The organism is Nonomuraea sp. NPDC050786 (genome assembly GCF_040654115.1).
Taxonomy (GTDB): Bacteria; Actinomycetota; Actinomycetes; order Streptosporangiales; family Streptosporangiaceae; genus Nonomuraea.
This window is the reverse complement of the sequence record NZ_JBFAHJ010000005.1, coordinates 346686-370858: the sequence shown is the minus strand read 5'-3', so window position 1 is coordinate 370858 and position 24173 is coordinate 346686. Positions and strand designations below refer to the sequence as shown.

At 72.0% G+C, this 24173-nt stretch carries 24 protein-coding genes; 16 read left to right on the top strand and 8 right to left on the bottom strand.

Translation table 11 applies throughout. The features are described from left to right. Nucleotides 1-67: 67 nt before the first annotated feature. Entirely contained in the window at nucleotides 68-460 is a 393-nt protein-coding gene (locus AB0H84_RS13760; RefSeq protein WP_344991294.1) for an OsmC family protein, read from the bottom strand. 52 nt (nucleotides 461-512) lie between these two features. Between AB0H84_RS13760 and AB0H84_RS13755 the strand changes: the two genes are divergently transcribed. Both AB0H84_RS13755 and AB0H84_RS13750 read left to right on the top strand, forming a co-directional pair. After that, nucleotides 513-1214 carry a hypothetical protein gene (locus tag AB0H84_RS13755; protein WP_357602943.1) on the top strand — a complete coding sequence of 234 codons (702 nt, stop codon included), beginning with the start codon at nucleotides 513-515 and terminating at the stop codon, nucleotides 1212-1214. A gap of 50 nt (nucleotides 1215-1264) precedes the next feature. Continuing rightward, on the top strand, nucleotides 1265-2041 hold the full coding sequence (locus tag AB0H84_RS13750; protein WP_357602940.1) for an FAD:protein FMN transferase: 777 nt from the start codon (nucleotides 1265-1267) through the stop codon (nucleotides 2039-2041). 89 nt (nucleotides 2042-2130) lie between these two features. Here AB0H84_RS13750 and AB0H84_RS13745 read toward each other — a convergent pair whose 3' ends face one another. Then, nucleotides 2131-2406, bottom strand: coding sequence for a hypothetical protein (locus tag AB0H84_RS13745; RefSeq protein WP_344991303.1), 276 nt, complete (start codon nucleotides 2404-2406; stop codon nucleotides 2131-2133). Nucleotides 2407-2539: 133 nt separating this feature from the next. On the opposite strand from AB0H84_RS13745, the gene AB0H84_RS13740 reads away from it, so the two are divergent. From AB0H84_RS13740 to AB0H84_RS13730, 3 genes are all read left to right on the top strand, one after another. Continuing rightward, nucleotides 2540-2920, top strand: a complete 381-nt coding sequence (locus tag AB0H84_RS13740; protein WP_357602938.1) for a phage holin family protein — start codon at nucleotides 2540-2542, stop codon at nucleotides 2918-2920. Nucleotides 2921-2928: 8 nt separating this feature from the next. Next, nucleotides 2929-4257 carry an aromatic amino acid lyase gene (locus tag AB0H84_RS13735; RefSeq protein WP_357602935.1) on the top strand — a complete coding sequence of 443 codons (1329 nt, stop codon included), beginning with the start codon at nucleotides 2929-2931 and terminating at the stop codon, nucleotides 4255-4257. A 136-nt stretch (nucleotides 4258-4393) separates the two neighbouring features. Continuing rightward, nucleotides 4394-5899 (top strand): serine hydrolase domain-containing protein, encoded by a 1506-nt coding sequence (locus AB0H84_RS13730; protein WP_357602933.1) that lies wholly within the window; start codon nucleotides 4394-4396, stop codon nucleotides 5897-5899. A 32-nt stretch (nucleotides 5900-5931) separates the two neighbouring features. Here AB0H84_RS13730 and AB0H84_RS13725 read toward each other — a convergent pair whose 3' ends face one another. Then, complete coding sequence (locus AB0H84_RS13725) at nucleotides 5932-6921, bottom strand: LacI family DNA-binding transcriptional regulator (RefSeq protein ID WP_357602932.1); 990 nt, start codon at nucleotides 6919-6921, stop codon at nucleotides 5932-5934. A gap of 201 nt (nucleotides 6922-7122) precedes the next feature. Here AB0H84_RS13725 and AB0H84_RS13720 point away from each other — a divergent pair, with 201 nt between their 5' ends. Together AB0H84_RS13720 and AB0H84_RS13715 are read left to right on the top strand one after the other, a co-directional pair. Then, entirely contained in the window at nucleotides 7123-7977 is an 855-nt protein-coding gene (locus AB0H84_RS13720) for an amidohydrolase (protein ID WP_357602929.1), read from the top strand. Further along, a complete protein-coding gene (locus tag AB0H84_RS13715; RefSeq protein WP_357602926.1) occupies nucleotides 7974-8507 on the top strand; it encodes a cysteine dioxygenase family protein in 534 nt (177 codons plus the stop codon). The genes AB0H84_RS13720 and AB0H84_RS13715 overlap by 4 nt, the downstream gene beginning before the upstream one ends. A gap of 13 nt (nucleotides 8508-8520) precedes the next feature. Here the strand turns inward: AB0H84_RS13715 and AB0H84_RS13710 are convergent, their stop codons facing one another. Together AB0H84_RS13710 and AB0H84_RS13705 are read right to left on the bottom strand one after the other, a co-directional pair. After that, a complete protein-coding gene (locus tag AB0H84_RS13710; RefSeq protein ID WP_357602923.1) occupies nucleotides 8521-9189 on the bottom strand; it encodes a hypothetical protein in 669 nt (222 codons plus the stop codon). A gap of 12 nt (nucleotides 9190-9201) precedes the next feature. Beyond that, nucleotides 9202-10374 (bottom strand): MFS transporter, encoded by a 1173-nt coding sequence (locus AB0H84_RS13705; RefSeq protein WP_357602920.1) that lies wholly within the window; start codon nucleotides 10372-10374, stop codon nucleotides 9202-9204. Between the two features lie 80 nt (nucleotides 10375-10454). Between AB0H84_RS13705 and AB0H84_RS13700 the strand changes: the two genes are divergently transcribed. Continuing rightward, entirely contained in the window at nucleotides 10455-11429 is a 975-nt protein-coding gene (locus AB0H84_RS13700; protein ID WP_357603056.1) for a LacI family DNA-binding transcriptional regulator, read from the top strand. Between the two features lie 3 nt (nucleotides 11430-11432). On the opposite strand, the gene AB0H84_RS13695 is transcribed toward AB0H84_RS13700, so the two are convergent. After that, on the bottom strand, nucleotides 11433-11744 hold the full coding sequence (locus tag AB0H84_RS13695) for a hypothetical protein (protein WP_357602917.1): 312 nt from the start codon (nucleotides 11742-11744) through the stop codon (nucleotides 11433-11435). A 149-nt stretch (nucleotides 11745-11893) separates the two neighbouring features. Here AB0H84_RS13695 and AB0H84_RS13690 point away from each other — a divergent pair, with 149 nt between their 5' ends. From AB0H84_RS13690 to AB0H84_RS13655, 8 genes are all read left to right on the top strand, one after another. Next, nucleotides 11894-12859, top strand: a complete 966-nt coding sequence (locus tag AB0H84_RS13690) for a sugar-binding domain-containing protein (protein WP_357602914.1) — start codon at nucleotides 11894-11896, stop codon at nucleotides 12857-12859. Between the two features lie 134 nt (nucleotides 12860-12993). Continuing rightward, the gene (locus AB0H84_RS13685) at nucleotides 12994-14088 is read left to right on the top strand and encodes a sugar ABC transporter substrate-binding protein (protein WP_357602911.1); all 1095 of its coding nucleotides are present in this window, start codon (nucleotides 12994-12996) and stop codon (nucleotides 14086-14088) included. A 10-nt stretch (nucleotides 14089-14098) separates the two neighbouring features. Continuing rightward, nucleotides 14099-14860, top strand: a complete 762-nt coding sequence (locus AB0H84_RS13680) for an ATP-binding cassette domain-containing protein (RefSeq protein WP_357602909.1) — start codon at nucleotides 14099-14101, stop codon at nucleotides 14858-14860. Next, nucleotides 14857-16089 carry a sugar ABC transporter permease gene (locus AB0H84_RS13675; protein WP_357602907.1) on the top strand — a complete coding sequence of 411 codons (1233 nt, stop codon included), beginning with the start codon at nucleotides 14857-14859 and terminating at the stop codon, nucleotides 16087-16089. Before AB0H84_RS13680 ends, AB0H84_RS13675 begins: the two co-directional genes overlap by 4 nt. Continuing rightward, nucleotides 16089-17576 (top strand): FGGY-family carbohydrate kinase, encoded by a 1488-nt coding sequence (locus tag AB0H84_RS13670; RefSeq protein ID WP_357602904.1) that lies wholly within the window; start codon nucleotides 16089-16091, stop codon nucleotides 17574-17576. The genes AB0H84_RS13675 and AB0H84_RS13670 overlap by 1 nt, the downstream gene beginning before the upstream one ends. Nucleotides 17577-17643: 67 nt before the next feature. Next, entirely contained in the window at nucleotides 17644-19068 is a 1425-nt protein-coding gene (locus tag AB0H84_RS13665; protein WP_357602901.1) for an FGGY family carbohydrate kinase, read from the top strand. Then, on the top strand, nucleotides 19065-19682 hold the full coding sequence (locus AB0H84_RS13660; RefSeq protein WP_357602898.1) for a histidine phosphatase family protein: 618 nt from the start codon (nucleotides 19065-19067) through the stop codon (nucleotides 19680-19682). The genes AB0H84_RS13665 and AB0H84_RS13660 overlap by 4 nt, the downstream gene beginning before the upstream one ends. Continuing rightward, the gene (locus AB0H84_RS13655) at nucleotides 19679-20683 is read left to right on the top strand and encodes a 2-hydroxyacid dehydrogenase (RefSeq protein WP_357602895.1); all 1005 of its coding nucleotides are present in this window, start codon (nucleotides 19679-19681) and stop codon (nucleotides 20681-20683) included. Before AB0H84_RS13660 ends, AB0H84_RS13655 begins: the two co-directional genes overlap by 4 nt. An 18-nt stretch (nucleotides 20684-20701) precedes the next feature. On the opposite strand, the gene AB0H84_RS13650 is transcribed toward AB0H84_RS13655, so the two are convergent. Together AB0H84_RS13650 and AB0H84_RS13645 are read right to left on the bottom strand one after the other, a co-directional pair. Further along, a complete protein-coding gene (locus AB0H84_RS13650) occupies nucleotides 20702-21475 on the bottom strand; it encodes an AMP-binding protein (RefSeq protein WP_357602892.1) in 774 nt (257 codons plus the stop codon). A 312-nt stretch (nucleotides 21476-21787) separates the two neighbouring features. Beyond that, the gene (locus AB0H84_RS13645; RefSeq protein WP_357602890.1) at nucleotides 21788-24154 is read right to left on the bottom strand and encodes a LuxR C-terminal-related transcriptional regulator; all 2367 of its coding nucleotides are present in this window, start codon (nucleotides 24152-24154) and stop codon (nucleotides 21788-21790) included. Nucleotides 24155-24173 lie beyond the last annotated feature (19 nt).

The following is a 24173-nucleotide window of genomic DNA, read 5'->3' as shown; positions in this document are numbered from 1 at the left end:
GCTACAACGCTACCGAGACGAATGCAACGGTCGCGTCATGACGGGGTCGAATATCTGTTTTATCCGACTAGGGAACCTCCAGCCGAACCTCTGTGCCCTCCTGCAACGATCTGCTCACCGTGCAGTACTTCTCGTGCACCCGCTCCGCGACCGCCCTGAAGACCTCGCCGGCCTCCTCCGAGGGCAGCTCCACCTCGTACGTGACGGTGACGGGGCCGAGCTTGCTCGGCTCCACCTTCTCCGCCTGCACGGTCATCGCCAGCCGCACCAGGCGGTGGCCGCGCTTGGCGGTGAGCGGCTCGACGGTCACGATGTTGCACCCGCCCACCGCCGCCAGCAGCAACTCCACGGGGGTGAAGACCCCGTCCTCGTCACCGCCGCCCATCCTTACCTCGGCGCCGCGGGCGTTCGTGGCCCGGAATCCGCCGTCCTCTGTTCGTTCGACACGCACGTTAGCCATGTTTCAGACCCTACTCAGAAAGCTTTAATGTTCATTCAGGATCGTGGGGAGCATGGCTAGCCAGGCGAATGCGAACCCCGGCCCGATCCTCTTCTGGTGCGGCGTCGCGGTGGCCGAGTTCGGCGCGATCCAGCCGGGGTTCGGCTACCCGTGGCGGCCGACGGCCTACGCCGCGGCTGCGCTGCTCGTCGCCCTCGGCTTCCTCATCGTCAAGGCCGCCGACCGCCTGCGTACCGAGGAGGCCAGGCAGCGACTGCGGCTCGGCGGCTACCTGGCCGGCGCACTGCTGGTGGCCCACGAGTTCAACTCCGCGGCGTACGTGACCGAGCTCAGCCGCGCGGGCTCGCTCGCCCTGTACGCGATGGCGGCCGTCATGGCGGTACGCAGCCACCGCGTGCCCGCCACGGCCAGGCCGACCCTGCTGATCGCCACCGGCCTCGACCCGGCCGCCCTGCGGGCCCGGCTGGACGGCGAGCACGACACCGTGGCCGTCTACCGGGTCGAGCGGGCCACCGACGAGCTGCGCGACCTTGAGGCCCGCTACGGCCTCATCCTGGTCGAGGGCGCCGAGCACGACCCCCGCGCCAAGGAGCGCGTGAGCGCCTCGGGCCTGAGCCGCCAGATTCCCGACATCGCCGACCGCGAGGTGGTGGTGGCCGGTCCGCGGCGGTTCAGGAGGTATGTACGCGGGGCGTTGTCACGCCTTGCTGTGCCGAGGTCACAGATTCATTTCAAATCCCGGCAAAAGGTTTAGGCCCACATTACGCCTCATCTGCAACGGTGGGCTGCGGACAAGGAGGCAAGGTGACGACTTTCCCCGGAAGCGCCCGTGTCGAGATGGTCATGGGCATGCCGGTCAGTGTGGACATCCGCACCGCTCTCCCGGCGCGCGAGCTGGTCCCGCTGATGGACGACGCGTTCTCCTGGCTGAGGTGGGTGGACGACACCTTCAGCCCGGTCAAGGAGGACAGCCAGATCGGCCGGCTCAACCGCGGCCAGACGATCAGCCAGGTCCCCGAGATCGTCGAGGTCCTCCACCGCTGCGACGAGCTCAGCCAGGCCACGGAGGGCTACTTCGAGGCGCGCATCAACGGCGTCATCGACCCGTCCGGCTACATCAAGGGCTGGGCGCTCGAGCGGCTGTCCCGCGCACTGGTCAACGCGGGCGCGGGCGACCACCGCATCAGCGCGGGCGAGGACATCAGGGTGCGCGGCTCGGCCGCCCCCGGCAAGCGCTGGCGCGTCGGCATCCGGGACCCGCGCAAGGACGTGGTACGCAAGGTCGTCTTCGCCCATGACCTGGGCATCGCCACCTCAGGCGGCGCTCCCGTGGTCAACCCGCGTACGGGACAGGTCGCGGAGGGCCTCGGCTCGGTCACGGTGATCGGGCCCGATCTCGGGGTGGCCGACGCGTACGCCACCGCCATCTACGCCATGGGACCCATCGTGGCCAGGCGCTTCGCGGCCGACCTGGCGGCGGCGGGGCGGTACCAGACGATGATCATCACGCGGGACGGGCAGGAGATCAGCACGCCCGGCCTCGCCGACTACAGCGGGACGGAAGCACGCCTGGCGGGCTGACCGCCCTCCGGCGGCCCGCCGCGCTCGAGTGGTTACCCAGGGTGGCGCGCGGGGCTGTGCCGCGCCGCCTCCTCAGCCGTCACTCAGCGTCAGGCGTCAGGATGTTTGCGCAGATACTCTATGTAGATCGGGCGCAGCGCCTCGCCCAGCTGCCCCTCGCCGGAGGCGATGGCATCGCTGAGCAGCGCGGAAACCCGGCTGAGGTCGTGGGCGGCCTCCGCGCCGTGACCGCTGGCGGCCTCGGCGGCCGGGATGACCTTCAGCAGGTCCCAGAGGAACCCCAGGTCCCCGTGGCGTACGGCGTAACGCACCGCCCGATCGTGCAACTCGTCGGCCGGCAGCGACTCGAGCCCGTTCGCGTCCATCTCGCTCCCTCCCTTCGTCGCCCCCTGCCCGGGTTGAGCCGACGATAACCGGCGACTACGCAGAGTAGCCGCCGGAAACGCGCAGACTGCGCCACTATCGAATTACCGAGCTCAAGTGGGAGGATCAAGCAGCGTGAGATTCATCATCAGAACCATCGCGGCGGCGGTGGCCCTATGGGTGGCCATCCAGCTCGTCCCCGGCATCGGGGTCAGCGCCCCCGCGAACTCCCCCCAATACTGGGGCGTCCTGCTGATCGTGGCGTTGATCTTCGGCCTCGTGAACGCGATCGTCAAGCCCATCGTCAAGGCGCTCGGGTGCGCCATCGTCGTGCTGACGCTCGGCCTGTTCCTGCTCGTCATCAACGCGGCCATGCTGCTGCTGACGAGCTGGATCGCGGGCCAGCTCGACATCCCCTTCCACGTCTCCAACTTCTACCCGGCCGCGTTCTGGGGCGCGATCATCGTCAGCGTCGTGAGCTGGCTGCTGGGCCTCGTCCTCCCCGACGGCGACTGAACTCGCACGTGGAGCTCGACGGCGCCGGCCTGACCTGCGCGCAGGTGCACGAGGCCGCGTACGGCGGGGCCCGGGTCACGATCGCGTCCCTCGATCGGGCCCGGGCCGCGTGGGCCACCGCCCAGGAGCTCAAGGGCCCCGTGTACGGGCGGAGCACCGGCGTGGGCGCCAACAGGGGCGTACTCGTCGAAGAGCCCGGCCTCGACCTGCTCCGCAGCCACGTGTGCGGCGCCGGCCCGCTGATCCCGCCCGCCCGCGCCAGGGCCATGCTCGTCGTCCGGCTCAACCAGCTCGTCGCGGGCGGCTCCGGCATAGACCCCGCCGTGCTCCCGGTGCTGGCCGACGCGATCAACGGCGGTTTCACCCCGCCGATCCAGACGTACGGCGCCATCGGCACCGGCGACCTCACGGCCCTCGCCACCACCGCCCTGTGCCTGCTGGGCGAGCTCCCCTGGCACCACGAACCCCCGCCCGCCCCCGCCGACCGGCCCCGCTTCCCGCTCGCCTCCGGGGACGCGCTGCCGTTCATCAGCTCGGGGGCCGCCACGCTCGCCGACGCGGCCATCGCCTGCCACCGCCTCCGCCACCTCCTGGAGGCCGCCGTCGACGTGGCCGCGATGTCGTTCGCCGCCGTGCACGCCTCGGCGGAGCCGCTGGCCGCCGCCGTACAGGAGGCCCGGCCCCACCCCGGCCAGGCCGCCGTGGCCGCACGCCTGCGCGGCCTGCTCAACCAGGCTCCGGGGACCCGCGTGCAGGACCCGTACGGCTACCGGGCCTTCGCCCAGGTGCACGGCGCCGCCATGGACACGCTCGACCGGGCGAGCGTCGCCGTCGAGACCGACCTCAACGCCGCCACCGAGAACCCCCTCATCTCCGGCTCCCTGGCCTGGCACAACGGCAACTTCCACTCGGCCCCGGTCTCCCTGGCGCTCGACGCGCTGCGTGCCGCGCTCGTGCAGACGGCCCAGCTCAGCGCCGCTCGCCTGGCCACCCTCATGGACCCGGCCTACACCGGCCGCCACCCCTTCCTCGCCGACCGGCCCGGCTCGTCCGGACTGCTGATCCTGGAGTACGTGGCCCAGGACGCCCTCGCCGAACTCCGCCACCTCGCCCACCCGGTGACGACGGGCACGGCGGTGATCTCCCTCGGCACGGAGGACCACGCGGGCTTCGCCACCCAGGCCGCCCGCCACGCGCTCGGCTGCCTGGAGCCCCTGGAGATCGTCCTGGCCTGCGAGCGTACGGCCGCCACCCGCGCCCTCCACGGCCCCACCCCGGACCGCCCCCTCACCACCGACCTCACCGCCTCCCGCCACGCTCTCCACCCACCTTCCTGACCTGTTTCAGGGACGCGGCGCCGTGTCAGCGGCGGCGTCAGCACGGCAACGGCCCGGTATCAGAGCGGTCGTCGATCGTGGATGCCATGAACGGTTCAGCAACGCCCGTTCACCCGACTTGAAGGAGCGCACCACCATGCCGATCGCCCTGACTGACCAGGACAAGCTCACCCTGCGGATCGCCGCGTGGGGCGCGGTCTCGCTGATGTCCGCCGCCGGCGCCGCCGGCTCGGCCCACAAGGTCGCCACCGAAGGCTCCATCGCCCTGACCTCCGCGACGGGCCTGGTCGGGCACGTGCTGGCCGAGGCGCCCAAGGGCGTCAAGTACGGCAGGTCCGTGGCCGAACTCGCCGACCAGGTGCTGCCCGCCCTGACGGCGGCCATGAGCCTGCTGAAGGAGCGAGACCCGGCAGAGGCCGACAACTTCCGCCGGACCGTCATCGTCGCCGTCGAAGCCGCCGTCCAGGGCCGGAAGGGCGAGCCCAGCCCCACCATGGCTGAGATGGCTCGCAAGATCACCGCGGCCCTCGACGCCGCTTCGGCCACTCCCGGGCAGGATCGCCCGGAACTGCAGAAGGCCATCCAGGAGATGGTCGATTCCGGTTTCGTCGGGGTGACGCTGCGGGTGCACGACGAGCGGGGCGAGTGGGTCGGCAGCGCCGGGGTCGCCGAGCTGGGCGAGAGCGGCACGCCGCCGATCGACGGGCACGTCCGGATCGGCAGCAACACCAAGACCTTCATCGCGACCGTGGTGCTGCAACTGGTGGCCGAGGGCAGGATCGAGCTCGACGCCCCGGTGGCCGACTATCTGCCCGAGTTCGGCCTGGACCGGCGGATCACGGTGCGGATGCTGCTGCAGCACACCAGCGGCGTGTTCAACTTCACCGGCGAGTACTACGACGACGGGACGTTCGTGCCGGGGATCCCCGCCACCACGGCGGGCAAGGAGTGGGTGGACAACCGGTTCACGACCTACCGGCCGGAGGACCTGGTACGGCTGGCGCTGTCCAAGCCGGCGCGGTTCGAGCCGGGGACGGACTGGAGCTACGCCAACACCAACTACGTGCTGGCGAGGCTGCTGATCGAGAAGGTCACCGGCCGCCCGTACGCCGAGGAGATGCGGCGACTGATCCTGGGGCCGCTCGGCCTCTCGGGCACCGTGGCGCCGACCACCGAGACGGAGATCCCCGAGCCGTACGCGCACGCCTACTACCGGTACGAGCAGGACGGCCGGCAGGAGACGGTGGACGTCACCCGCCAGAACCCCTCCTGGATCTCCAGCGGCGGCGACATGATCTCGACCACTCGCGACCTGCACACGTTCATCTCCGCGCTGGTGGGCGGCAGGCTGCTGCCGGCCGGCCTGCTGGCCGAGATGTGCACGCCGGAGCCCAAGGCCGGTTACGGCCTGGGCGTGTTCGTGCAGAAGACCGACGGCGGCGGCACCGTCATCACCCACAACGGCGGCATGGCGGGCCACGCGGCGCTGATGTACAGCACCCCCGACGGCAGCAGGACCATGACCGCCGCGCTGAACTACGTGGACGACGCCGCGCTGTCCATGGCAGCGGCCTTCCAGCAGGCGACGCAGCGGCTCGTCCAGGAGGTGTTCGGCGGCGGGCAGGCCAGCGCGGCTCAGTAGACGGGCCGCACCCCCACGGCGCCGGGCCCGGGTCATCGGACCCGGGCCACCGACCCCCGTTCCCTGAGTGTGGGCGCCTGGACCACGCGGCGGCGTCGGGTGCCGCCGTCGGTCGCCGCCGAGATCAGCCGGACCGCCGCCCGCACGATCCCGTCGATGTCCCAGTCGACGGTCGTGAGCCCCGGTGTGAGCAGCCCCGACATCGGGTGGTCGTCGTATCCCATGACCGACACGTCAGCGGGAACGTCCAACCCCAGCTCCTGAGCCGCCGCGTAGACCCCGTAGGCGATGGAGTCGGCGAAGCAGAACACCGCGCTCGGCCTCCGGGCCGTCAGGAGGTCGCGGGCGGCCGAGGTGGCGCCGGCGAGGCCGTGCGGCGCGGTGGCGACCTCGATGTCGAGGCCCAGCCGGTCGGCCTCGGCCGTGACGTGCAGGTCGGCGGGACGGTCGGGCGTGCTGGCCCGGGTCGGGGTGAGGACGGCGATGCGGCGGTGGCCGAGGTCGCGCAGGTGCTCCAGGGCCATGGTCACGCCGCGCCGGTTGTCGAAGACGACCTCCCCGGCCGTGCCCTTGATCGAGTCGCCGATGGCGACCACCGGCAGCGAGTCGCACAGCTCGCCCCAGAACGCCGCCGCCGGGTCGATCGGCTGGACGATCAGGCCGTCGACGCGCTGGTCGCGGAGCCGCTGGGCGAAGGCGCGCTCGCGGGCGGGATCGCCGACCGCGTCGAGGATCAGGGCGTAACGGTCTTTCTCCCGCAGGCCCCTGCTGATGCCGACCGCCAAGGACTGCTGCCACAGATCCTCCAGCGAGCCGCACAGCAGCCCGATCATGCCCGTGCGCCCGCTGGCCAGGGCCCTGGCGATGGGGTCGGCCTCGTAGCCCAGCTCGGCCGCCGCGGCACGGACCCGCTCCATGGTCTCCTCGGACACCTGCAGCCCGCGCAGGGCATAGGAGACGGCCGCGGGTGACAGGCCCGTGGCCTGGGCCACCTCACGGATCGTGGCTCTCTTGCGAGGCATTAGGCCAGCCTATTCGGTGCCGCCGACAGAACCGCGGTTTCCGCCACGCCGTCTGTCGGTCCGGCCGCCCCCGAAGCCGTTGACAAGCCGTAGGTGAAGCGGTTCACTGAACCGTATCACTGAAACGCTTCACGGTAGCCACGACGCAGCGCAGCGGTTTAACATGTAATGTAAGTAGGAAATAGGGGAAGGAGGGTAGCCGTGAGCGTCGACGTCCATCAGCACGTCTGGACCCACCCGTTCGTCGACGCCCTGCGCGCCCGCACCTCCCCGCCCTACGTGGACGGCTGGACGCTCTTCCTCGACGGCGAGGCCCCGTACGAGATCGACCCCCACGACCGCAGGGACACCACCGGCCTGGAGCTGGCGCTGGTGTCGATGTCGAGCCCGCTCGGCGTCGAGTCCCTGCCGCCCGAGGAGTCGTGGCCGCTGATCGACGCCTACCACGACGGCGCGCTCGCGCTGGGCGAGCCGTTCGGTGCCTGGGCGTCCACGTGCCTCAGCGAGCCCGACCCCGACCGCCTGGCCAAGGACCTCGACCGCGGCCTCTCCGGGCTGCAGATCCCCGCGACGGCGCTCCCGGACGACCGGCTGCTCGAGGTGCTGACGGACAGGGACCTGCCGCTGTTCGTCCACCCGGGCCCCGCCACGCCCACGCCGGGCACGCCGCCGTGGTGGCCCGCCGTGGTGCCGTACGTGCAGCAGTTGCACGCCGCCTGGCACTACTTCCACGCCGTGGTGCGGCCCAGGCACCCCAGGCTGCGCGTCTGCTTCACGGCGCTCGCCGGCCTGGCCCCGCTGCACTCCGAGCGCCTGATCGCCAGGGGCGGCGGCACCCGCGGCCTGGTCGATCCGGACTTCTTCGTGGAGACCTCCTCGTACGGCCCGCGCGCGATCGACGCGATCGTCCGCGAGCTCGGCATCGATGTCGTCGTCAACGGCTCCGACGCCCCCTACGCGAAAGCACCCGAGCCCGGACTCGGCGCGGCCGCCGGCCACGCCATCCGGGTCGTCAACCCCCGTCGCCTCTTGCACAGAAGGGAGACTCGTACGTGAGCACGATCCAGATCCAGGACGGGGGCACCTGTGCCCGGCTGCCGGAGCGCACGCTCGACCGCCGCGAGCTGCGCGAGCTGGTGAACGAGCTGGCCGCCCACCCCGAGGAGTGGCGCGACCAGGTGGCCTTCCCGGAAGAGGGCGGCAGGCACTACGCCTCGCTCTACCGCGACGCGTACGTGGACGTATGGCTCCTGTGCTGGCGCCCCGAGGACGACACGGGCTGGCACGACCACGACATCTCCTCGGGAGCCGTCCACGTGGTGCAGGGCGCGCTGCTGGAGTGCAACCCCCGCATCGGCGGCGAGCACCTGGAGACCGTGGTCTCGGAGGGCCAGTCGTTCTCGTTCGGGCCCGACCACATACACCGGCTCAACGGCGCGGTCGACAAGAGCGTCTCCATCCACGCCTACTCGCCGCCGCTGTGGCGGCTCGGCCAGTACTCGATCGACGACACCGGCGTCATGCGCCGCGTCTCGGTGAGCTACGCCGACGAGCTCAGGCCGCTGGACGACGCCGTCGTGGCCTGAGCACGGAGCAGTCTCAGGCCGCCGGCCGACGCCGCGGCGGCCTCAGCACGCAGCAGCTTCCGCAGGGCTCGACATCGGGCAGTGTGATCCACAGGCAGCAGGTCCTGCGGAAGTAGCCGTCACCGGCGGGCTCGATCAGCCCGTCGACCGGCGGGCCCAGCTCCTTGAGCAGCCGCATGTAGTCGCCGGGCACGACCGACGTCAGCGGGTGGGCGAACGCCTCCGCCGTGGAACCCCACAGGGTGCGCTCGCCCACCTTCGCCACCGCCTCGATCGCCTTCACCAGCGGCCGCTGCGACTCCGCCAGCGCCCCGCCGATCGCCTGGGCGCCCGAGCCCCAGCTCACGCGCGTCGCGGCGACCGTCACCCCCGCCTCCGACACCTTGAAGTACGTGTCGGCCGGCCGCATGACCGGCACGCGCCCGTCCAGCGCCCATCCGAGGGCCATGGGCAGCGTGTGCCAGTAGCTGTAGGTCTTCCAGAACAGCGCCGCCCCGACGTGGCGCGGCGCCTTCCAGCGCGCGGCCGTCTCGTCGATCAACCCGACGAGCAGCTCGTACGGCTCCCGCAGCAGCTCGCTGACCGGCGTCCAGCTCTCGTCAGGCTCGATGACCAGGTCCGGTTCGACCCCGATGATCCCGCCCCGCCCGTCGGCGAGACGCTGGAGCGCCTCGGTCAGCACGCTGGAACCTCCCTATAGGTAAGCCTTACCTAAGGTAGCAGGCCGCCCCGCGAACCACCCAGCCACGATCTGGACCCCGACCACTCCCAGCCCGGCCACCAGCGGCACCGACCAGCCGCCGGAGACCTCCCGGAGGAACCCGAAGAGCAGCGGCCCCAGCGCCGCGATCACGTACCCCACGGACTGCGCCACGGCCGACAGCGCGGTCACGGTGGCCGGATCGGCGGGCCGCAGCGCGATGATCAGCAGCGCCAGCGCGAACGAGGCCCCCTGGCCGATCCCCAGCACGATCATCCATGCCCACGGCGCCGTCGTCGGAGCCAGCAGCACGCCGAGGTAGCCGAGGACGGTCAGCACCCCGGAGCCCACCACGTACGGCACCTGCGAATCCCGCCGGCCGGCCAGCACGGGGACCGCGAGCGCGGTGACCACCTGGACCAGGTTCGTCAGGCTGAGCAGGTAGCCCGCCTGGTCGGCGGCCAGTCCGGCCTCCAGGAAGATCGTCGGCAGCCAGGCCAGCATGACGTAGAAGGTCAGCGACTGCAGGCCCATGAGCGCGGTCACGTACCAGGTCACGCGGCTTCTGATCACCGCGCCGAACGGCCTGGGCCCGTTCTGCGCCTCTGCCCGGCCGCGCAGCGCCTGGGGCAGCCAGAGCAGCGCGGCCAGCACGGCCGGCACGGCGAGCAGCGCGGAGACGCCGCGCCAGCCGTACCCCGTGGCGTGCTCGACGGGGATCACCAGCGCGGAGGCGGTCGCGGCGCCGGCCACCACCGCGGAGACGTAGACGCCGGTCATGAGGTTGACCCGGGTGGGGAAGTGCTGCTTGACGACGGCGGGCATGGAGACGTTCATGACCGCTATCGCGGTGGCGGCGAGGGCGGAGCCGAGGTAGAGCACGGGCGCGCCGTCGAGGCCGCGCAGCGTCACGCCCGCCGCGATGACCAGCAGGCCGGCCAGCAGCGTGCGATCCAGCCCTAAACGGCGCGCGAGCAGCGGCGTGACCAGCCCGAACACGCCCAGGCAGACCACCATGACCGTGGTGACCGCGCCGCCGCCGGCGGGCGAGAGGCCCACGTCTTTCATGATCTCGTCGAGGAGCGGGGAGATGCCCGCGATGGCCGGGCGCAGGTTGAGCGCGGCGAGCACGAACCCCGCCACCAGCACGGCAGATCTCAACGACATAGGGCACCACTCTCGCATAACGCGCTGACAACGTTGTCTGCCGGGTCGTGGTGAGACATGATCCTGGCGTGAGACCGACGATGAAGGACGTCGCCTCGGCCGCCGGTGTGGCGCTCAAGACCGTCTCGCGCGTCGTGAACGGCGAGCCCGGCGTCCATCCGGCCACGGCCGAGCGGGTGCGCGCGGCCATCGACCGGCTGGGTTACCGCCGCAACGAGAGCGCGCGGGTGCTGCGCAGGGGCAGGACCGCCACGGTCGGGCTGGTCATCGAGGACGTGGCGGACCCGTTCTACGCCGGTCTCAGCCGGGCCGTCGAGGACGTCGTCATCGGGCACGGCTGCCTGCTGCTGAGCGGCTCGTCCGGCGAGGAGCCCGGCAGGGAGCGGGAGCTGGTCGAGACGTTCTGCGCGCGCCGGGTGGACGGGCTGATCGTGGTGCCCGCCGGCGAGGACCACACCTACCTCCGTCCCGAGCTGGAGGCCGGCACGCCGGTGGTCTTCGCGGACCGGCCGCCGGGGGCGGGGATCGACGTGGACACGGTGCTCGCCGACAACGCGGGTGGCGCCGGGGAGGCGATCCGCCATCTCATGGGCCACGGCCACCGCAGGATCGCCTTCCTCGGTGACGACCCGGGGATCTTCACCGCCGCCGAACGGCTCAAGGGCTACCGCGAGGCGCTCGGGGGGCTGTTCGACGAGCGGCTGGTGTCGATGCGGCCACCCTCGCTGGAGGCGGTACGCGCGGACCTGGCCCGCATGCTCGCGCTGGACGATCCGCCGTCCGCGCTGTTCACCGGCAACGGCCGCTACACCGTGACCGCCCTGCGCGCGCTCGACGGGCGGCGGATGGCGCTCGTGGGCTTCGACGACTTCGAGCTGGCCGACCTGCTGACCCCGCGGGTGAGCGTGGTGGCGCAGGACCCGGCGTGGATGGGGCGGGTGGCGGCCGAGCTGCTCTTCCGTCGCCTGCGCGGCGACTCGGGCCCGCCGGAGCACATCGAGCTTCCGGTACGGCTCATCGCCCGCGGCTCCGGCGAGCTGCTCGCGCCCGGGTGACTCTCAGCCGAGCTTCTCCTCCACGCCCACGGTGCCGGCCCCGGCACTGTCGCAGGCGCCCCGGGACTGCCCGTAGGCGCCGGGCGGCAGCGTCACCCACTCGCCCAGGACGTCGAGCGCCCGCCGGCAGACCACCACGGCGCGGAACATCCACGTCTCCCCCGTGGGATTGCTGCACGCGGCGACGCCGAGGTCACTGCCCTGCTCCTGCACGACCGTGTCGCACTTGAGGACCTTGGCCACCGCGGGGGCAGGCGGCGCCATGCCCGCGGCCACGAGACCGATGGCCGCCGCGACGAACATCCCTTTGGACACTGCCCCTCCCCGCCGTGACCGTCACTTTATGCAGTCGATCGTAAGCGAAGAGTGTGCACCATGCCCAGTGGACCGCTGAACGCGGCCCACCATATAGTCGTTTGCGCATCAGTTCAGAAAATTTTTTCACGCAACGTACAGGAGCGCGCATGAATGCCGCCGACGTCGCACCCGAGACGCAGGCCAGGTTCCCCCTAGAGCTGATGTACGCCGCGGCCCAGCAGTACTACATGGAGGAAGCCACCCAGGGCGACATCGCCAAGCGGCTCGGCGTCTCCAGGGCGACGGTGAGCCGGCTGCTCACCGAGGCCCGCAGGCAGGGCATCGTCGAGATCAAGGTGCACCGGCCGGCCACGCTCGGGGACGGCCCGCTGGCCGCCGAGGTGGCCGAGGCGCTCCGGTTGCAGCGCGTCTACCTGGTCCCCAAGGTCAGCGGCCCCACCCTGGGCCCGTGGCTGGCCCCCGCCGTGGCCCGCGCGCTGTCGGCGGTCGGGCTGGAGTCCGGCGACGTCGTGCTCGTCTCGTCGGGCACCACGGTCTACGAGTGCGCCCGCGAGGGGCTCGGCCACTACCCAGGGGTCACGATCGCCCCCGCGGTGGGCGGCCAGGAGGAGCCGCAGCCCTGGTTCCAGACCAACGAGACCACCCGCATCCTGGCCGAACGCGTCGGGGGCGTGCCCGCCTACCTCTACGCGCCCGCGCTGCCCGGCCCCGAGCTGTTCTACTCGCTCCAGCACGAGCCGTCCGTGCGCCGGGTCATGGACCTGTGGGCGCATGCCAAGTGCGCCATCGTCGGCGTCGGCTCGGCCCCGCTGATGCGGCAGATGATGCCCGCCCTCATGCCGCGCGACGCCGACAGCCTGCGCGAGGCCGTGGGCGACGTGTGCATGCGCGTCTACGACCGCGACGGCGAGCCGATCACGTACCCCGGCAGCGAGCGCCTGGTCGCCACCCGGCTGGAGGAGCTGCGCCGCATCCCGACCACCATCGCGGTCGCGGTGGGCGCGGAGAAGGTGCTGTCCATCGTCGCGGGAGCCAAGGGCGGCTACTTCAACCAGCTCGTGACGGATGTCCCTACGGCAGAGGGCCTGGTGGCGGCCGCCCGAAACGTCTGAACATCTTTGCTGGACAAAGTTTCAGAAGGCGCGCTACCGTGAGCCGCACCACAGGATGTGTCCCTTTGTGAGGGCCATGTCCTGTTTCGGGGGCAGTGCGTCATGAATCCCGGTAGCAAGTGAGGAACAAACCCGTGAACAGAGCGAAGATGCGGACCTCCACGTTCGCCGCAGTGGCAGTGCTCGCAGGCTCGGTGCTGGCCGCGTGCGGCTCCGGCTCCGGCTCCGGATCCACCGGCGGGAGCACCAGTGGTGGCGGCGCCGTGGAGAACGCCAAGGTGGCCTTCCTCATGCCCGACCTGGCCTCCACCCGGTACGAGCTGCAGGACAAGCCGCTGTTCGAGGCCAAGATGAAGCAGCTCTGCCCGACCTGCCAGGTCATCTACCAGAACGCCGACTCCGACGCCGCCAAGCAGCAGCAGCAGGCCAACTCGGCGCTCGCCCAGGGCGTCAAGGCCATCGTGATCGACCCGGTCGACTCCGCCGCCGCGGCCACCATCGTCAAGTCGGCCCAGTCGCAGCAGGTCCCGGTCATCGCCTACGACCGGCCGGTCCCGGCCACGCCCGCCGACTACTACATCTCGTTCGACAACGAGAAGATCGGCCAGATGATCGCCCAGTCCCTGGTCGACCACCTCAAGAAGGAGAACGCCAAGGGCGGCATCCTCGAGGTCAACGGCTCCCCCACGGACGCGGCGGCCGGCCTGATCAAGAAGGGCATCCACAGCGCGGTGGACCCGAGCGGCTTCAAGCTGCTGGCCGAGTACGACACCCCCGACTGGCAGCCGGAGAAGGCGCAGACCTGGGTCAGCGGCCAGATCACGCAGTTCAAGGACCAGATCGTGGGCGTCGTCGCGGCCAACGACGGCACCGGCGGCGGCGCGATCGCCGCGTTCAAGGCCGCGGGCGTGAAGGTGCCCCCGGTCACCGGCAACGACGCCGAGGTCGCCGCCGCGCAGCGCATCATCGCGGGCGACCAGTACAACACCATCTCCAAGCCGATCAAGATCGTGGCCGAGGCCGCGGCGAACACGGCCTGGGAGTTCATGCAGGGCAAGAAGCCCGCAGGAAAGACCACGCTCTACAACACCCCCTCCGAGCTGTTCGTCCCCACGGTCGTGACCAAGGAGAACATCAAGGAGGTGCTGTTCGACAGCGGCATCATGAAGGCCGCCGACGTCTGCACCGGCGAGTACGCCAAGGGCTGCGAAGAGCTCGGCATCAAGTAGGAGAGCGCCGATGACCGTCCTGTCCCTGCGCGGGATCAGCAAGACCTTCGGCGCGGTGGCCGCGCTCACCGACATCGAACTCGACGTCGCGGCCGGCCAGGTCGTCGCCGTCGTGGGCGACAACGGCGCGGGCAAGTCGACGCTGGTCAAGATCCTGTCCGGCGTGCACCCGCCGGACGGGGGCACGATCACGTTCGAGGGGAACGAGGTCGAGATCCCCACGCCGTCCGCCGCGCACAAGCTCGGCATCGCCACGGTCTTCCAGGACCTGGCGCTCTGCGAGAACCTCAACGTGATCCAGAACCTGTTCCTCGGCCAGGAGATCCGCCCGCTGCGCCTCAACGACGTGGCCATGGAGACCCGCTCGTGGGAGCTGCTCCGCCAGCTCTCCGCCAAGATCCCGAGCGTACGGGTGCCGGTCGCGGCGCTGTCGGGCGGGCAGCGGCAGACGGTGGCCATCGCCAGGTCGCTGCTCGGCGACCCGAAGGTCATCATCCTCGACGAGCCCACCGCCGCGCTCGGCGTGGCACAGACGGCCGAGGTGCTCAACCTGGTCGAGCGGCTGCGCGAGAACGGCCTGGGCGTCATCATGATCAGCCACAACATGGCGGACGTGAAGGCCGTCGCCGACACCGTCGCGGTGCTGCGGCTCGGCCGCAACAACGGGGTGTTCGCCGTGGACGAGGTCTCCACCGAGGACATCATCGCCGCCATCACCGGCGCCACGGACAATGTGGTGTCCCGGCGGGCGCAGAAGGGACTCAAGTCGTGAGCACATTGACGACAGACCGCCAGGACGAGCGGCTCCAGGACCGCGACGGGCTGCGCGGCGCACTCGCCGACGTGCTCGATCGCGCCCGAGGCGGCGACCTGGGCGTCATCCCCGTCGTGGTCGGGCTCGTGGTCATCTGGACGGTGCTGCAGATCCTCAACCCGATCTTCCTGTCCAGCGCGAACCTGGTGAACCTCACGCTGGAGTCCGCCGCCGTCGGCATCATCTCGCTCGGCATCGTGTGCGTGCTGCTCGTGGGCCAGATCGACCTGTCCGTCGGCTCGGTCAGCGGACTGTCGGGCGCGGTGCTCGCGGTGCTGTTCGTGGGCCAGGGACTGCCGGTCTGGCTGGCCATCGCAGCCGCGGTGATCATGGGTGCGGTCATCGGCTGGGTGTACGGGCAGCTGTTCAACCGGTTCGGCGTGCCGAGCTTCGTGATCACGCTGGCCGGCCTGCTGGCCTTCCTCGGGCTCCAGCTGTACGTGCTGGGCACCAAGGGCTCGATCAACCTGCCGTTCGACTCGGGCCTGGTGAACTTCGCCCAGCTCGACTTCGTGCCGGCCTGGCTGTCGTACACGTTCGCGGTCGTCGCGGCCGTGTGGCTGTTCGCCAGCGGATACCTGCACGCGCAGCAGCGGCGCAAGGCCGGCCTGTCGGCCAGGAGCGTGTCGGTGCTGGCCATCAGGAGCGTGGCGCTGCTGGTGGTGCTGGCGTTCGTGGTCTGGTACCTGGGCCAGACCCGCGGCGTCGGCTGGATGTTCGTCTTCTTCGTGGCGCTCGTGCTGATCATGCACTACCTGCTGTCGCGGACGAAGTGGGGCAGGGCCGTCTACGCCGTGGGCGGCAACGTGGAGGCCGCCCGCCGGGCCGGCATCAACGTCAAGGCCATCTACACCTCGGTGTTCGTGCTCTGCTCGACGTTCGCGGCGGTCGGCGGCATCCTGGCCGCGGCCAGGCTCGCGGCGGCCAACCAGTCCAGCGGCACGGGCGACGTCAACCTCAACGCCATCGCGGCGGCCGTGATCGGCGGGACGAGCCTGTTCGGCGGTCGCGGCACGGCGTTCGGCGCGCTGCTCGGCATCATCGTGATCCAGTCGATCTCCAGCGGACTGACCCTGCTCAACCTCGACTCCTCGATCCGGTTCGTGGTCACCGGCGCGGTGCTGCTGCTCGCGGTGATCGTCGACTCCGTGTCGCGGCGGTCGAGGACCTCTCACGGCAGGGCCTGATGGCGATCATCTGCGTGGACGCCGGCACCACGGTCATCAAGGCGGTCGGGTACGACGCCGAGGGCGCGGAGGCGTTCGTCGCCCGCAGGGAGACCACGGTCTCCAGGCCCGCGCCCGGCCACGCCGAGCAGGACATGGGCGCCGTCTGGGAGGCGGTCGCCGCCACCGTGCGCGAGGTGGCCGCCCAGGTGGACCGGAATGGCGACAGGGTCGACTTCGTGGCCGTGACGGCGCAGGGCGACGGCTGCTGGCTGGTCGACGCGGAGGGCGAGCCGACCGGGCCCGCCATCCTGTGGAACGACGCCAGGGCCGCCTCGACCGTGGACGCCTGGACCCGCTCCGGGGTCGCGGCCGACGCCTTCCGCCTGAACGGCTCGTCGGCCGCCTCCGGGCTGCCGCACGCGATCCTGACCTGGCTGCGCGCGAACGATCCCGACCGGCTCGACCGCTCGAGCGCGATGCTGACCTGCGGCGGCTGGATCTTCGCCAGGCTGACCGGGGAGCTCGTGGCCGACGAGTCCGACGCGTCCGCGCCGTTCATGGACCTGCGGGCGCGGGCGTACTCCCCTGCGCTGCTCGCCATGTTCGGCCTGGAGTGGGCGGAGCGGCTGCTGCCCCCGATCCGCTCCGGCCACGTCGCCGAGCTGACCCCGGAGGCCGCCTCGGCGCTGGGCCTCCCCGCCGGGACGCCGGTCGCGATGGCCCCGTACGACATCGCCGCCACGGCCCTGGGCGCGGGCTCCGTACGGGCCGGTCAGGCGTGCGGCATCCTCGGCACCACGCTGTGCACCGAGGTCATCGTCGACTCCGCCGATCTGGAGGGCGATCCGATCGGGATCACGATCGCGATCCCCGGCGGCTATCTGCGGGCCTTCCCCACCTTCGCAGGCACGGAAGTGGTGCAGTGGGCGTGCCGCATGCTGGGCCTGCACGGGCCGGCCGAGCTGGGCGACCTGGCGCTGCTGAGCCAGCCGGGCGCGCGCGGGCTGACGCTCCTGCCGTACCTGTCGCCGGCCGGTGAGCGGGCGCCGTTCTCCGACCCGCTGGCCAGGGGCTCGCTGCTGGGCATGTCGTTCGAGCACGGCCGCGAGGACGTGGCGCGGGCGACGCTCGAAGGTCTGACGATGGTCATCCGCGACTGCCTGGCCGCCACCGGCGCCGAGCCCACGGAGCTGCGCGTGTGCGGCGGCGGCTCGAACAGCACCGTCTGGCTCCAGCTGATCTCCGACGTCACCGGGCTGCCCGTGCGCCGCCCGGCCGACTCCGAGGTGGGGGCGCGGGGCGCGTACCTGGTGGGGCTGGCCGCCACCGGCGCCGCCCCGTCCATCGCCGCGGCGGCCTCGACGCACGTACGCATGCGCGACGCGGTAGAGCCCTCCCCCGCCCGCCAGGCGCTGTACACGCGGCTGTTCGACGACTTCCTGACCCTGCGCGGGACGAACGCGGCCTCCTGGCCGCTGCTGGCCGAGATGAGGGGCCGTAGATGAGCGAGCGCAGCGAGCGAACAATCAGACGCAGCCGTGCCACGTTCATGCGACCGACGAAGGAGGGCGCATGAACGTGTGGATCGGCGTCGATCTAGGGACGCAGAGCGTACGGGTCATGGCCGTGACCGGCGACGGACAGGTGGTCGGGACGGCGAGCCGGGCGCTGTCGAGCCACCGCGACGGGCCCCGCCACGAGCAGGACCCCGAGCAGTGGTGGCGCGAGCTGTCCGTCGCCGCCCGCGAGGCGCTGCGGTACGTGCCCGCGTCGGAGGTGGCCGGCGTGGCCGTCGACGCGACCTCTGGAACGATCCTGCTCACGGACCCCTCCGGCAGGGCTGTGACCCCCGCGCTGATGTACGACGACCGGCGCGCCGACGCCGGGCGCGCCAACGAGGTGGGCGCGGCCGTCTGGGAGCGGCTGGGCTACCGGCGCATGCAGCCCAACTGGGCGCTGCCGAAGCTCCTCTGGCTGCTCGAGAACGCGCCCGAAGGGGCCCGGCTCGCCCACCAGAGCGATTTCGTCAACCGGCGACTGGTCGGCCACGAGGTGGCCACGGACCTGAGCAACGCGCTGAAGACCGGCGTCGATCTCATCGAGGAGCGCTGGCCCCTCGAGGTGATGGACGCGCTGGGGGTGCCCGCGCAGCTCCTCCCCGAGGTCGTACGGCCCGGCACCCGGCTCGGCGTGGTCTGCGCCGAGGCCGCCCAGGAGACCGGCATCCCCGCGGGCACGCCCGTGTTCGCCGGGACCACCGACGGCTGCGCGGCCCAGCTCGGCGCGGGCGCCGACCGGGTGGGCAGCTGGAACTCGGTGCTGGGCACGACGCTGGTGCTCAAGGGCGTGACGAAGGAGCTGATCCACGACCCGCTCGGCGTCGTCTACTCGCACCGCGCGCCGGACGGCTCGTGGCTGCCCGGGGGCGCGTCGAGCACCGGCGCGGGTGTCCTGACGCGCGACCTGCCGGGCCGCGACCTCGACGCCCTGAGCGCCCAGGCGGCCGCCCGCCCCGGGCCGCCGGCCGGCGTCACGTACCCGCTGGTGTCGCGTGGCGAGCGCTTCCCGTTCGACGCCCCGGCGGCCGAGGGGTTCACGCTCGGGAGCCCGGCCGACGACGTCGAGCGCTATGCGGCGATCCTGCTCGGCGCGGCCTTCGTCGAGCGTCTCTGCTTCGACTACCTCGACCTGCTCGGCGCCCCCGTGGACGGCGAGATCATCCTGACCGGCGGCGCCACGCGCAGCGCGTACTGGACGCAGCTCCGGGCGGACGTCCTGGAACGTCCGGTGACGCTGCGGGAGAACGCCGAACCCGCCCTGGGCATGGCCGTCCTGGCGTCCGGCGACTCCAGCGGGATGATCAGGACCCGCGCGGTCGTCGACCCGTCGGGAGCCGACCTCACCGAGGCGTACCTGCGCTTCGTCACCGAACTGGAGCGGCGCGGCTGGCTCGACACGGCCGCCGCCGAACACGCGCGCGAGAGGACCGACCGATGACCGACCTCGTCGTCGTCCGCCACGGCGAGACCGTCTGGCACGCCGAGAACCGCTACGCCGGAATCAGCGACATCGAGCTGACCCCCCGCGGCCACGCCCAGGCCGCCCAGCTCGCCGAGTGGGCCGGGCAGGCGGGCCTGTCGGCCGTGTGGGCCTCCACGCTCAGCCGGGCCCAGATCACGGCCGCCGCCGCCGCGGCCAAGGCCGGCGTCGCCCTCCAGATCGACGCCCGGCTGCGCGAGCTGGACTTCGGCGAGGGCGAGGGCCTGACCTCCGCCGAGATGGCGGCCCGGTTCCCCGAGGCGCGGGCCGCGTTCGAATCCGACCCCGCCGAGCACCCGCTGCCCGGTGGCGAGGACCCGCGCGCGGCCGCCGACCGGTTCGTCGCCGCGCTGAACGACATCGCCGCCGCCCACGCCGACGGGCGCGTCCTGGTGGTGGCGCACACCACCGCCATCAGGCTCGCCCTGTGCCGCCTGATCGGCGTGCCGCTGGGCGAGTACCGGCGGCTCTTCCCCCGCCTGGACAACTGCGCCCGCACCGAGCTGCGCCTCCGCGCTGGGCGGCGCGCCGCGCTGCTGCAGTACAACTCCCCGATTGGAGCCGTTCGTTGACCATCCGAGTCCTTGCCGCAGGCGACCACTTCGTCCGGAACAGCCTGCTCATCGACGCGCTCAGGCGCGAGGTCCCCGGCGAGGTGGACGTCCGTGAGCTGACGCTGCCGTGGCCGGTCGAACCGTTCGGCCGGGTGGGCGAGGTGGACGAGGCGTCGGACGTGGAGGACGAGCTGATCGAGGCGCTGCGCGGCGTCGAGGTCTGCGTGACCCAGATGGCCCCCCTGACCAAGCGCGTCCTGGACGCCTCCCCCGACCTGCGGCTGTTCTGCGTGAGCCGGGGCGGCCCCGTGAACGCCAACCTGGAGGCGGCCAAGGCGGCGGGCGTGGCGGTGACGTACGCGCCCGGCCGCAACGCGGTGGCCACCGCCGAGCACACCCTGGCCATGCTGCTCGCCGCCACCCGCAGGATCCCCCAGACGCACAACGACCTGGCGGGCGGCGTGTGGCGGGGCGACTACTACATGTACGACAACGTCGGCCCGGAGCTGGACGGCAACACGGTCGGCCTGGTCGGCTACGGCGCCATCGGCCGCCGCGTGGCGCGCATGCTCGAGGGCTTCGGCGCCGACGTGCTGGTCTACGACCCGTACGTGGACGTGCCGGGCAAGGTGGAGCTGGACGAGCTGCTCCGCCGCTCCCACTTCGTCTCCCTGCACGCCCGCGCCACCCCCGAGACCATCGGCATGATCGGCGCGGCCGAGATCGCCGCCATGCCCCGCGGCTCGGTCCTGGTCAACTGCGCCAGAGGTGCGCTGCTCGACTACGACGCCGTGTGTGACGCGCTGGAGTCGGGCCACCTGTTCGGCGCCGCGATGGACGTCTTCCCCGAGGAGCCCATCCCGCCCGGCTCGCGCCTGCTCACCACCCCCAACCTGATCATGACTCCGCACCTGGCCGGGGCCAGCAAGCAGACGGCCATGAAGGCCGCCTCGATCGTGGCCGCGGACGTGGCCCGCTATGTGCGCGGCGAGCCGCTGGCCCACGTGGCCACCGTCTGATCGCCGCCTCGGGCGCGGTCAGCGGATGCGCTCCAGCGTGCCCTCCGGGCTGGTCACCACCGTGACGCTGAAGTCGTAGCTGGTGCCTGGCACGTCGCCGCCGCCTGCGGCGACCACCAGCGCGCCCTTGGACATGCCGAGCCCGACCAGGGCGACGAGGTCGCCGCCGCCGTCGGGCAGCCAGGTGGTGAGCACGACGTCGGACTCGGCCAGGCGTACGGGCAGGTCGAGCTCGGCCATCCTGCTCAGCAGGTCGGCGTGGGAGAGCCGGCGGCCGTCCGCCGTCAGCAGCGCCTGCTGGCGCTTGGCGTCGAGCACGGGCAGCGCGGTGGGCTCCAGGGTGAGCAGCCCGCGGAAGTCGATCGTGTCGAGCGCCGCGCCCAGCGAGATGACCTGCCGCACCCGGGACTCGTCGGCCGCACGGACCGCCGTCTCCGCCAGGTCCGGAGTGGTGATCAGGGTGCGGGCGTCGCACTCCCGCAGCCGCGCGGCCATCTCTCCGGCGCCGAGCGAGGGGTCGATCGGCGCCGCCACCCCGCCCGCGGCCAGCACGGTGTGCACGGCCAGCGTCTGGGCGCCGGCCGTCGAGACGAGCACGCCCACCACCTGGTCGCGCCGCGCGCCCCTGCGTACGAGCCCGGAGGCCGCCCTGGTCACCTCGGTCACCAGCCTCCGGTAGCCGTAGACGTGGCCGCCGCGCAGGTCGACGAGCGCCCGCCGCTCGCCATGCTCGTAGGCCTGGCGGAACACCTCGTGGATCACAGTGCCGGTGGTCGAGGCGCTGGGCTTCATGCCCGCCAACGTACGGCTGGGCGGCCAGACCAGCATCCCCCGATGTATGTAGGCCGATGTGCATTCCAGCGGGGCGGGCCCGAGCCCTGCGCGACTCGAGCCCGCAGTCACACGCCCGGAGCCGGGCCCCCACCCCTCCGAGGAGGCCCAGCCCCGTGCGGGCGCGTGACGTCCGCGATCGATCGGCCACTCCCGGAGTGGCCGATCACACTTAGCAACGTTAGGTGTGCAGACGGCGGCAGCACATGCGCTGACATCGCCATTAGAGGATGTAACCGGTCCTGCACCGTGATGTGTAGAGAGGTGCACGGGTCAGCGGCTCTCGATGACCCATGCGGCGATCTGTGTACGTGTGGAGAAGCCCAGCTTGGACAGGATGTTGGCCACGTGGCGGGCGGCTGTCGCGGGGCTGATGACGAGTTCGTCGGCTATGGCCCGATTACTGAGCCCTCTGGCGATCAGCTCGGCGATCTCGCGCTCCCTTGCCGTGAGCCTGCTGTCCTGGTGGACCGAGATCACGGGCTTGGGAGGCCGCTCGGGCAGCGCGCCGTCGAGAGCGCACGCCACGGCCTGCTCGGCGGTCATGCCCGTGCCCTCGGCCCACAGCATGCCGACCACGGCCTCGCCGAGCTCCGCCCGCGCGGGGCGCAGCACGTCCTCCGTACGCGCGTCCGGCTGCCGGCCCCGCAGCGCCACCGAGGCGGCGGCCAGCAGGACGGCGCGCCGGGGGTCGCCCTCGGCGCTGACCAGGACCGCCCATTCCTCCAGCCGCCTGGCGATGCCGGAACGCAGCCCCGCGTCGCGGCTGAGCACCAGCGCCTCGGTGAGCCTGGCCCTGGCCTCCACCAGGTCGCCCTCGTCCAGCGCCACCTTGCCGAGCCCGGCCAGGCAGCTCACGATCTGCTGCCTGGCGTCGACGTGCCGCAGCAGCCGCAGCCCCGACTCGTAGTGCCGCTTGGCCGCCCCGGAGTCGCCCGCGCGCCTGGTCACCTGGGCGAGCCCGATGTGGGCGAAGGCCTGGCCGACGTGGTTGTCGAGGTCCTCGCTGATCGCCAGGACCTCCTCGAACGCGCGCTGCGCCTCGTGCAGGCGGCCGTGGTGCAGGCCGATCTGTGCCTTGGTGCCCTGCGCCAGCGACTCCAGGACCAGGTCGCCTGACTGCGCGGCGTGCTCCAGCGCGCGGGACAGGGTGTCGGGCTGGCCGGTGAGCTGGGCCAGCACGATCAGGCCGATGGCCTCGCCGTACCCGTCCTTGACCGATCTGCACAGGTCGAGGCCCGCACGCGTGCACCGCGTGGCCGGCTCCAGATCGCCCGCCGCCAGCGCCAGCTCGCCGCGCAGGATCGTGGCCTGGCCGCGCAGCTCCCGCCGCACCTGCGGGGCGCCGAGCGCCAGCAGGCGGTCGAGCCGCTCTGTCACGTCGAGCTTCCTGCCGCTGCCGACCAGCAGGTAGCGGAGGTCGGTCAGCAGGCCGAGCCCGGTCTCCGGCTGCCCGTTGGCGATCGACCAGTCGCAGGCCGAGCCGAGCTCGGCCTTGAGCGCGTCGAAGAGATTCACGTACCGCTCGATCACCGGCCACGACGTGCGCGCCCCCGGCGCGATCGCCTCCTTGAACCGGGCCGCCATCGCGGCCAGCGCCGTCAGGTGCCTCTGCCGCAGCTCCGCCTCCTCGCCGGACTCGGCGAGCTGCTCCAGCGCGTAGTCGCGTACGGTCTCCAGCAGCCGGTAACGGGCCTGGCCGGCGATCTCCCCGTCCAGGGCGACCAGCGACTTGTCCACCAGGTCGCAGAGCCGGAGCAGGACGTCCTCCTCGGCCAGCCCCGGGCCCGAGCAGACGGCTTCGGCCAGGTCGAGCGTCCACGAGGAGCGGAAGGCGGCCGTGCGGCGCAGCAGCAGCCGCTCCTGCGGGGTGAGCAGCCGGTAGCTCCAGTCCACGGCGGCCCTGAGCGTGCGGTGCCGGGCCGGAGCCGTACGCGCGCCGCCCGCCAGCAGCCTGAACCGGTCGTCGAGCCGCTCGACGAGCTGGCCGACCGACACCACCCTGACCATGGCGGCGGCCAGCTCGATCGCCAGCGGCAGGCCGTCGAGCGCCTGGCACAGCTCCACGACCAGCGGCCGGTTCTCGTCGGTCAGCGTGAAGTCGGGCCTGGCGGCGGTGGCCCTGGCCACGAAGAGCCGGACGGCCTCGCTCTCCTCCCCGTCCACCGACAGCTCCACCGACAGGGGCGGCACCCGCCACACCGTCTCGCCCGGCACGCGCAGCGGCTCCCTGCTGGTGGCCAGCACGGTGAGCCCGGGGCAGGCGCCGAGCAGGTCACGGCAGAGCTCCGCGCACTCGCCGATCACGGGCTCGCAGTTGTCGAGCAGCAGGAGCGCGCGCCGCCCGCCGATCGTCTCGGCCAGGTCGCCCACGATGCCGAGCGCGGCGGCGACGTAGCCTCTCAGCTCGCCCTTCTCCAGGTCGGCCAGCTCGATCAGCCACACGCCGCCCGGGTGGTCCGAGGCGATCCTGTCGGCCAGCCGCACGGCCAGCCGGGTCTTCCCGATGCCTCCCGCGCCGCACAGGGTCACGGCCCGCGACACGCGCATCAGATGGACGAGCTCGTCGAGGTCGGACTCACGACCCACGAACGCGTTCGGCTCGGCCGGCAGGTTGCTGAAGTCAGCAGATCGCAGCATCACTGTGAGTGTGTCACCA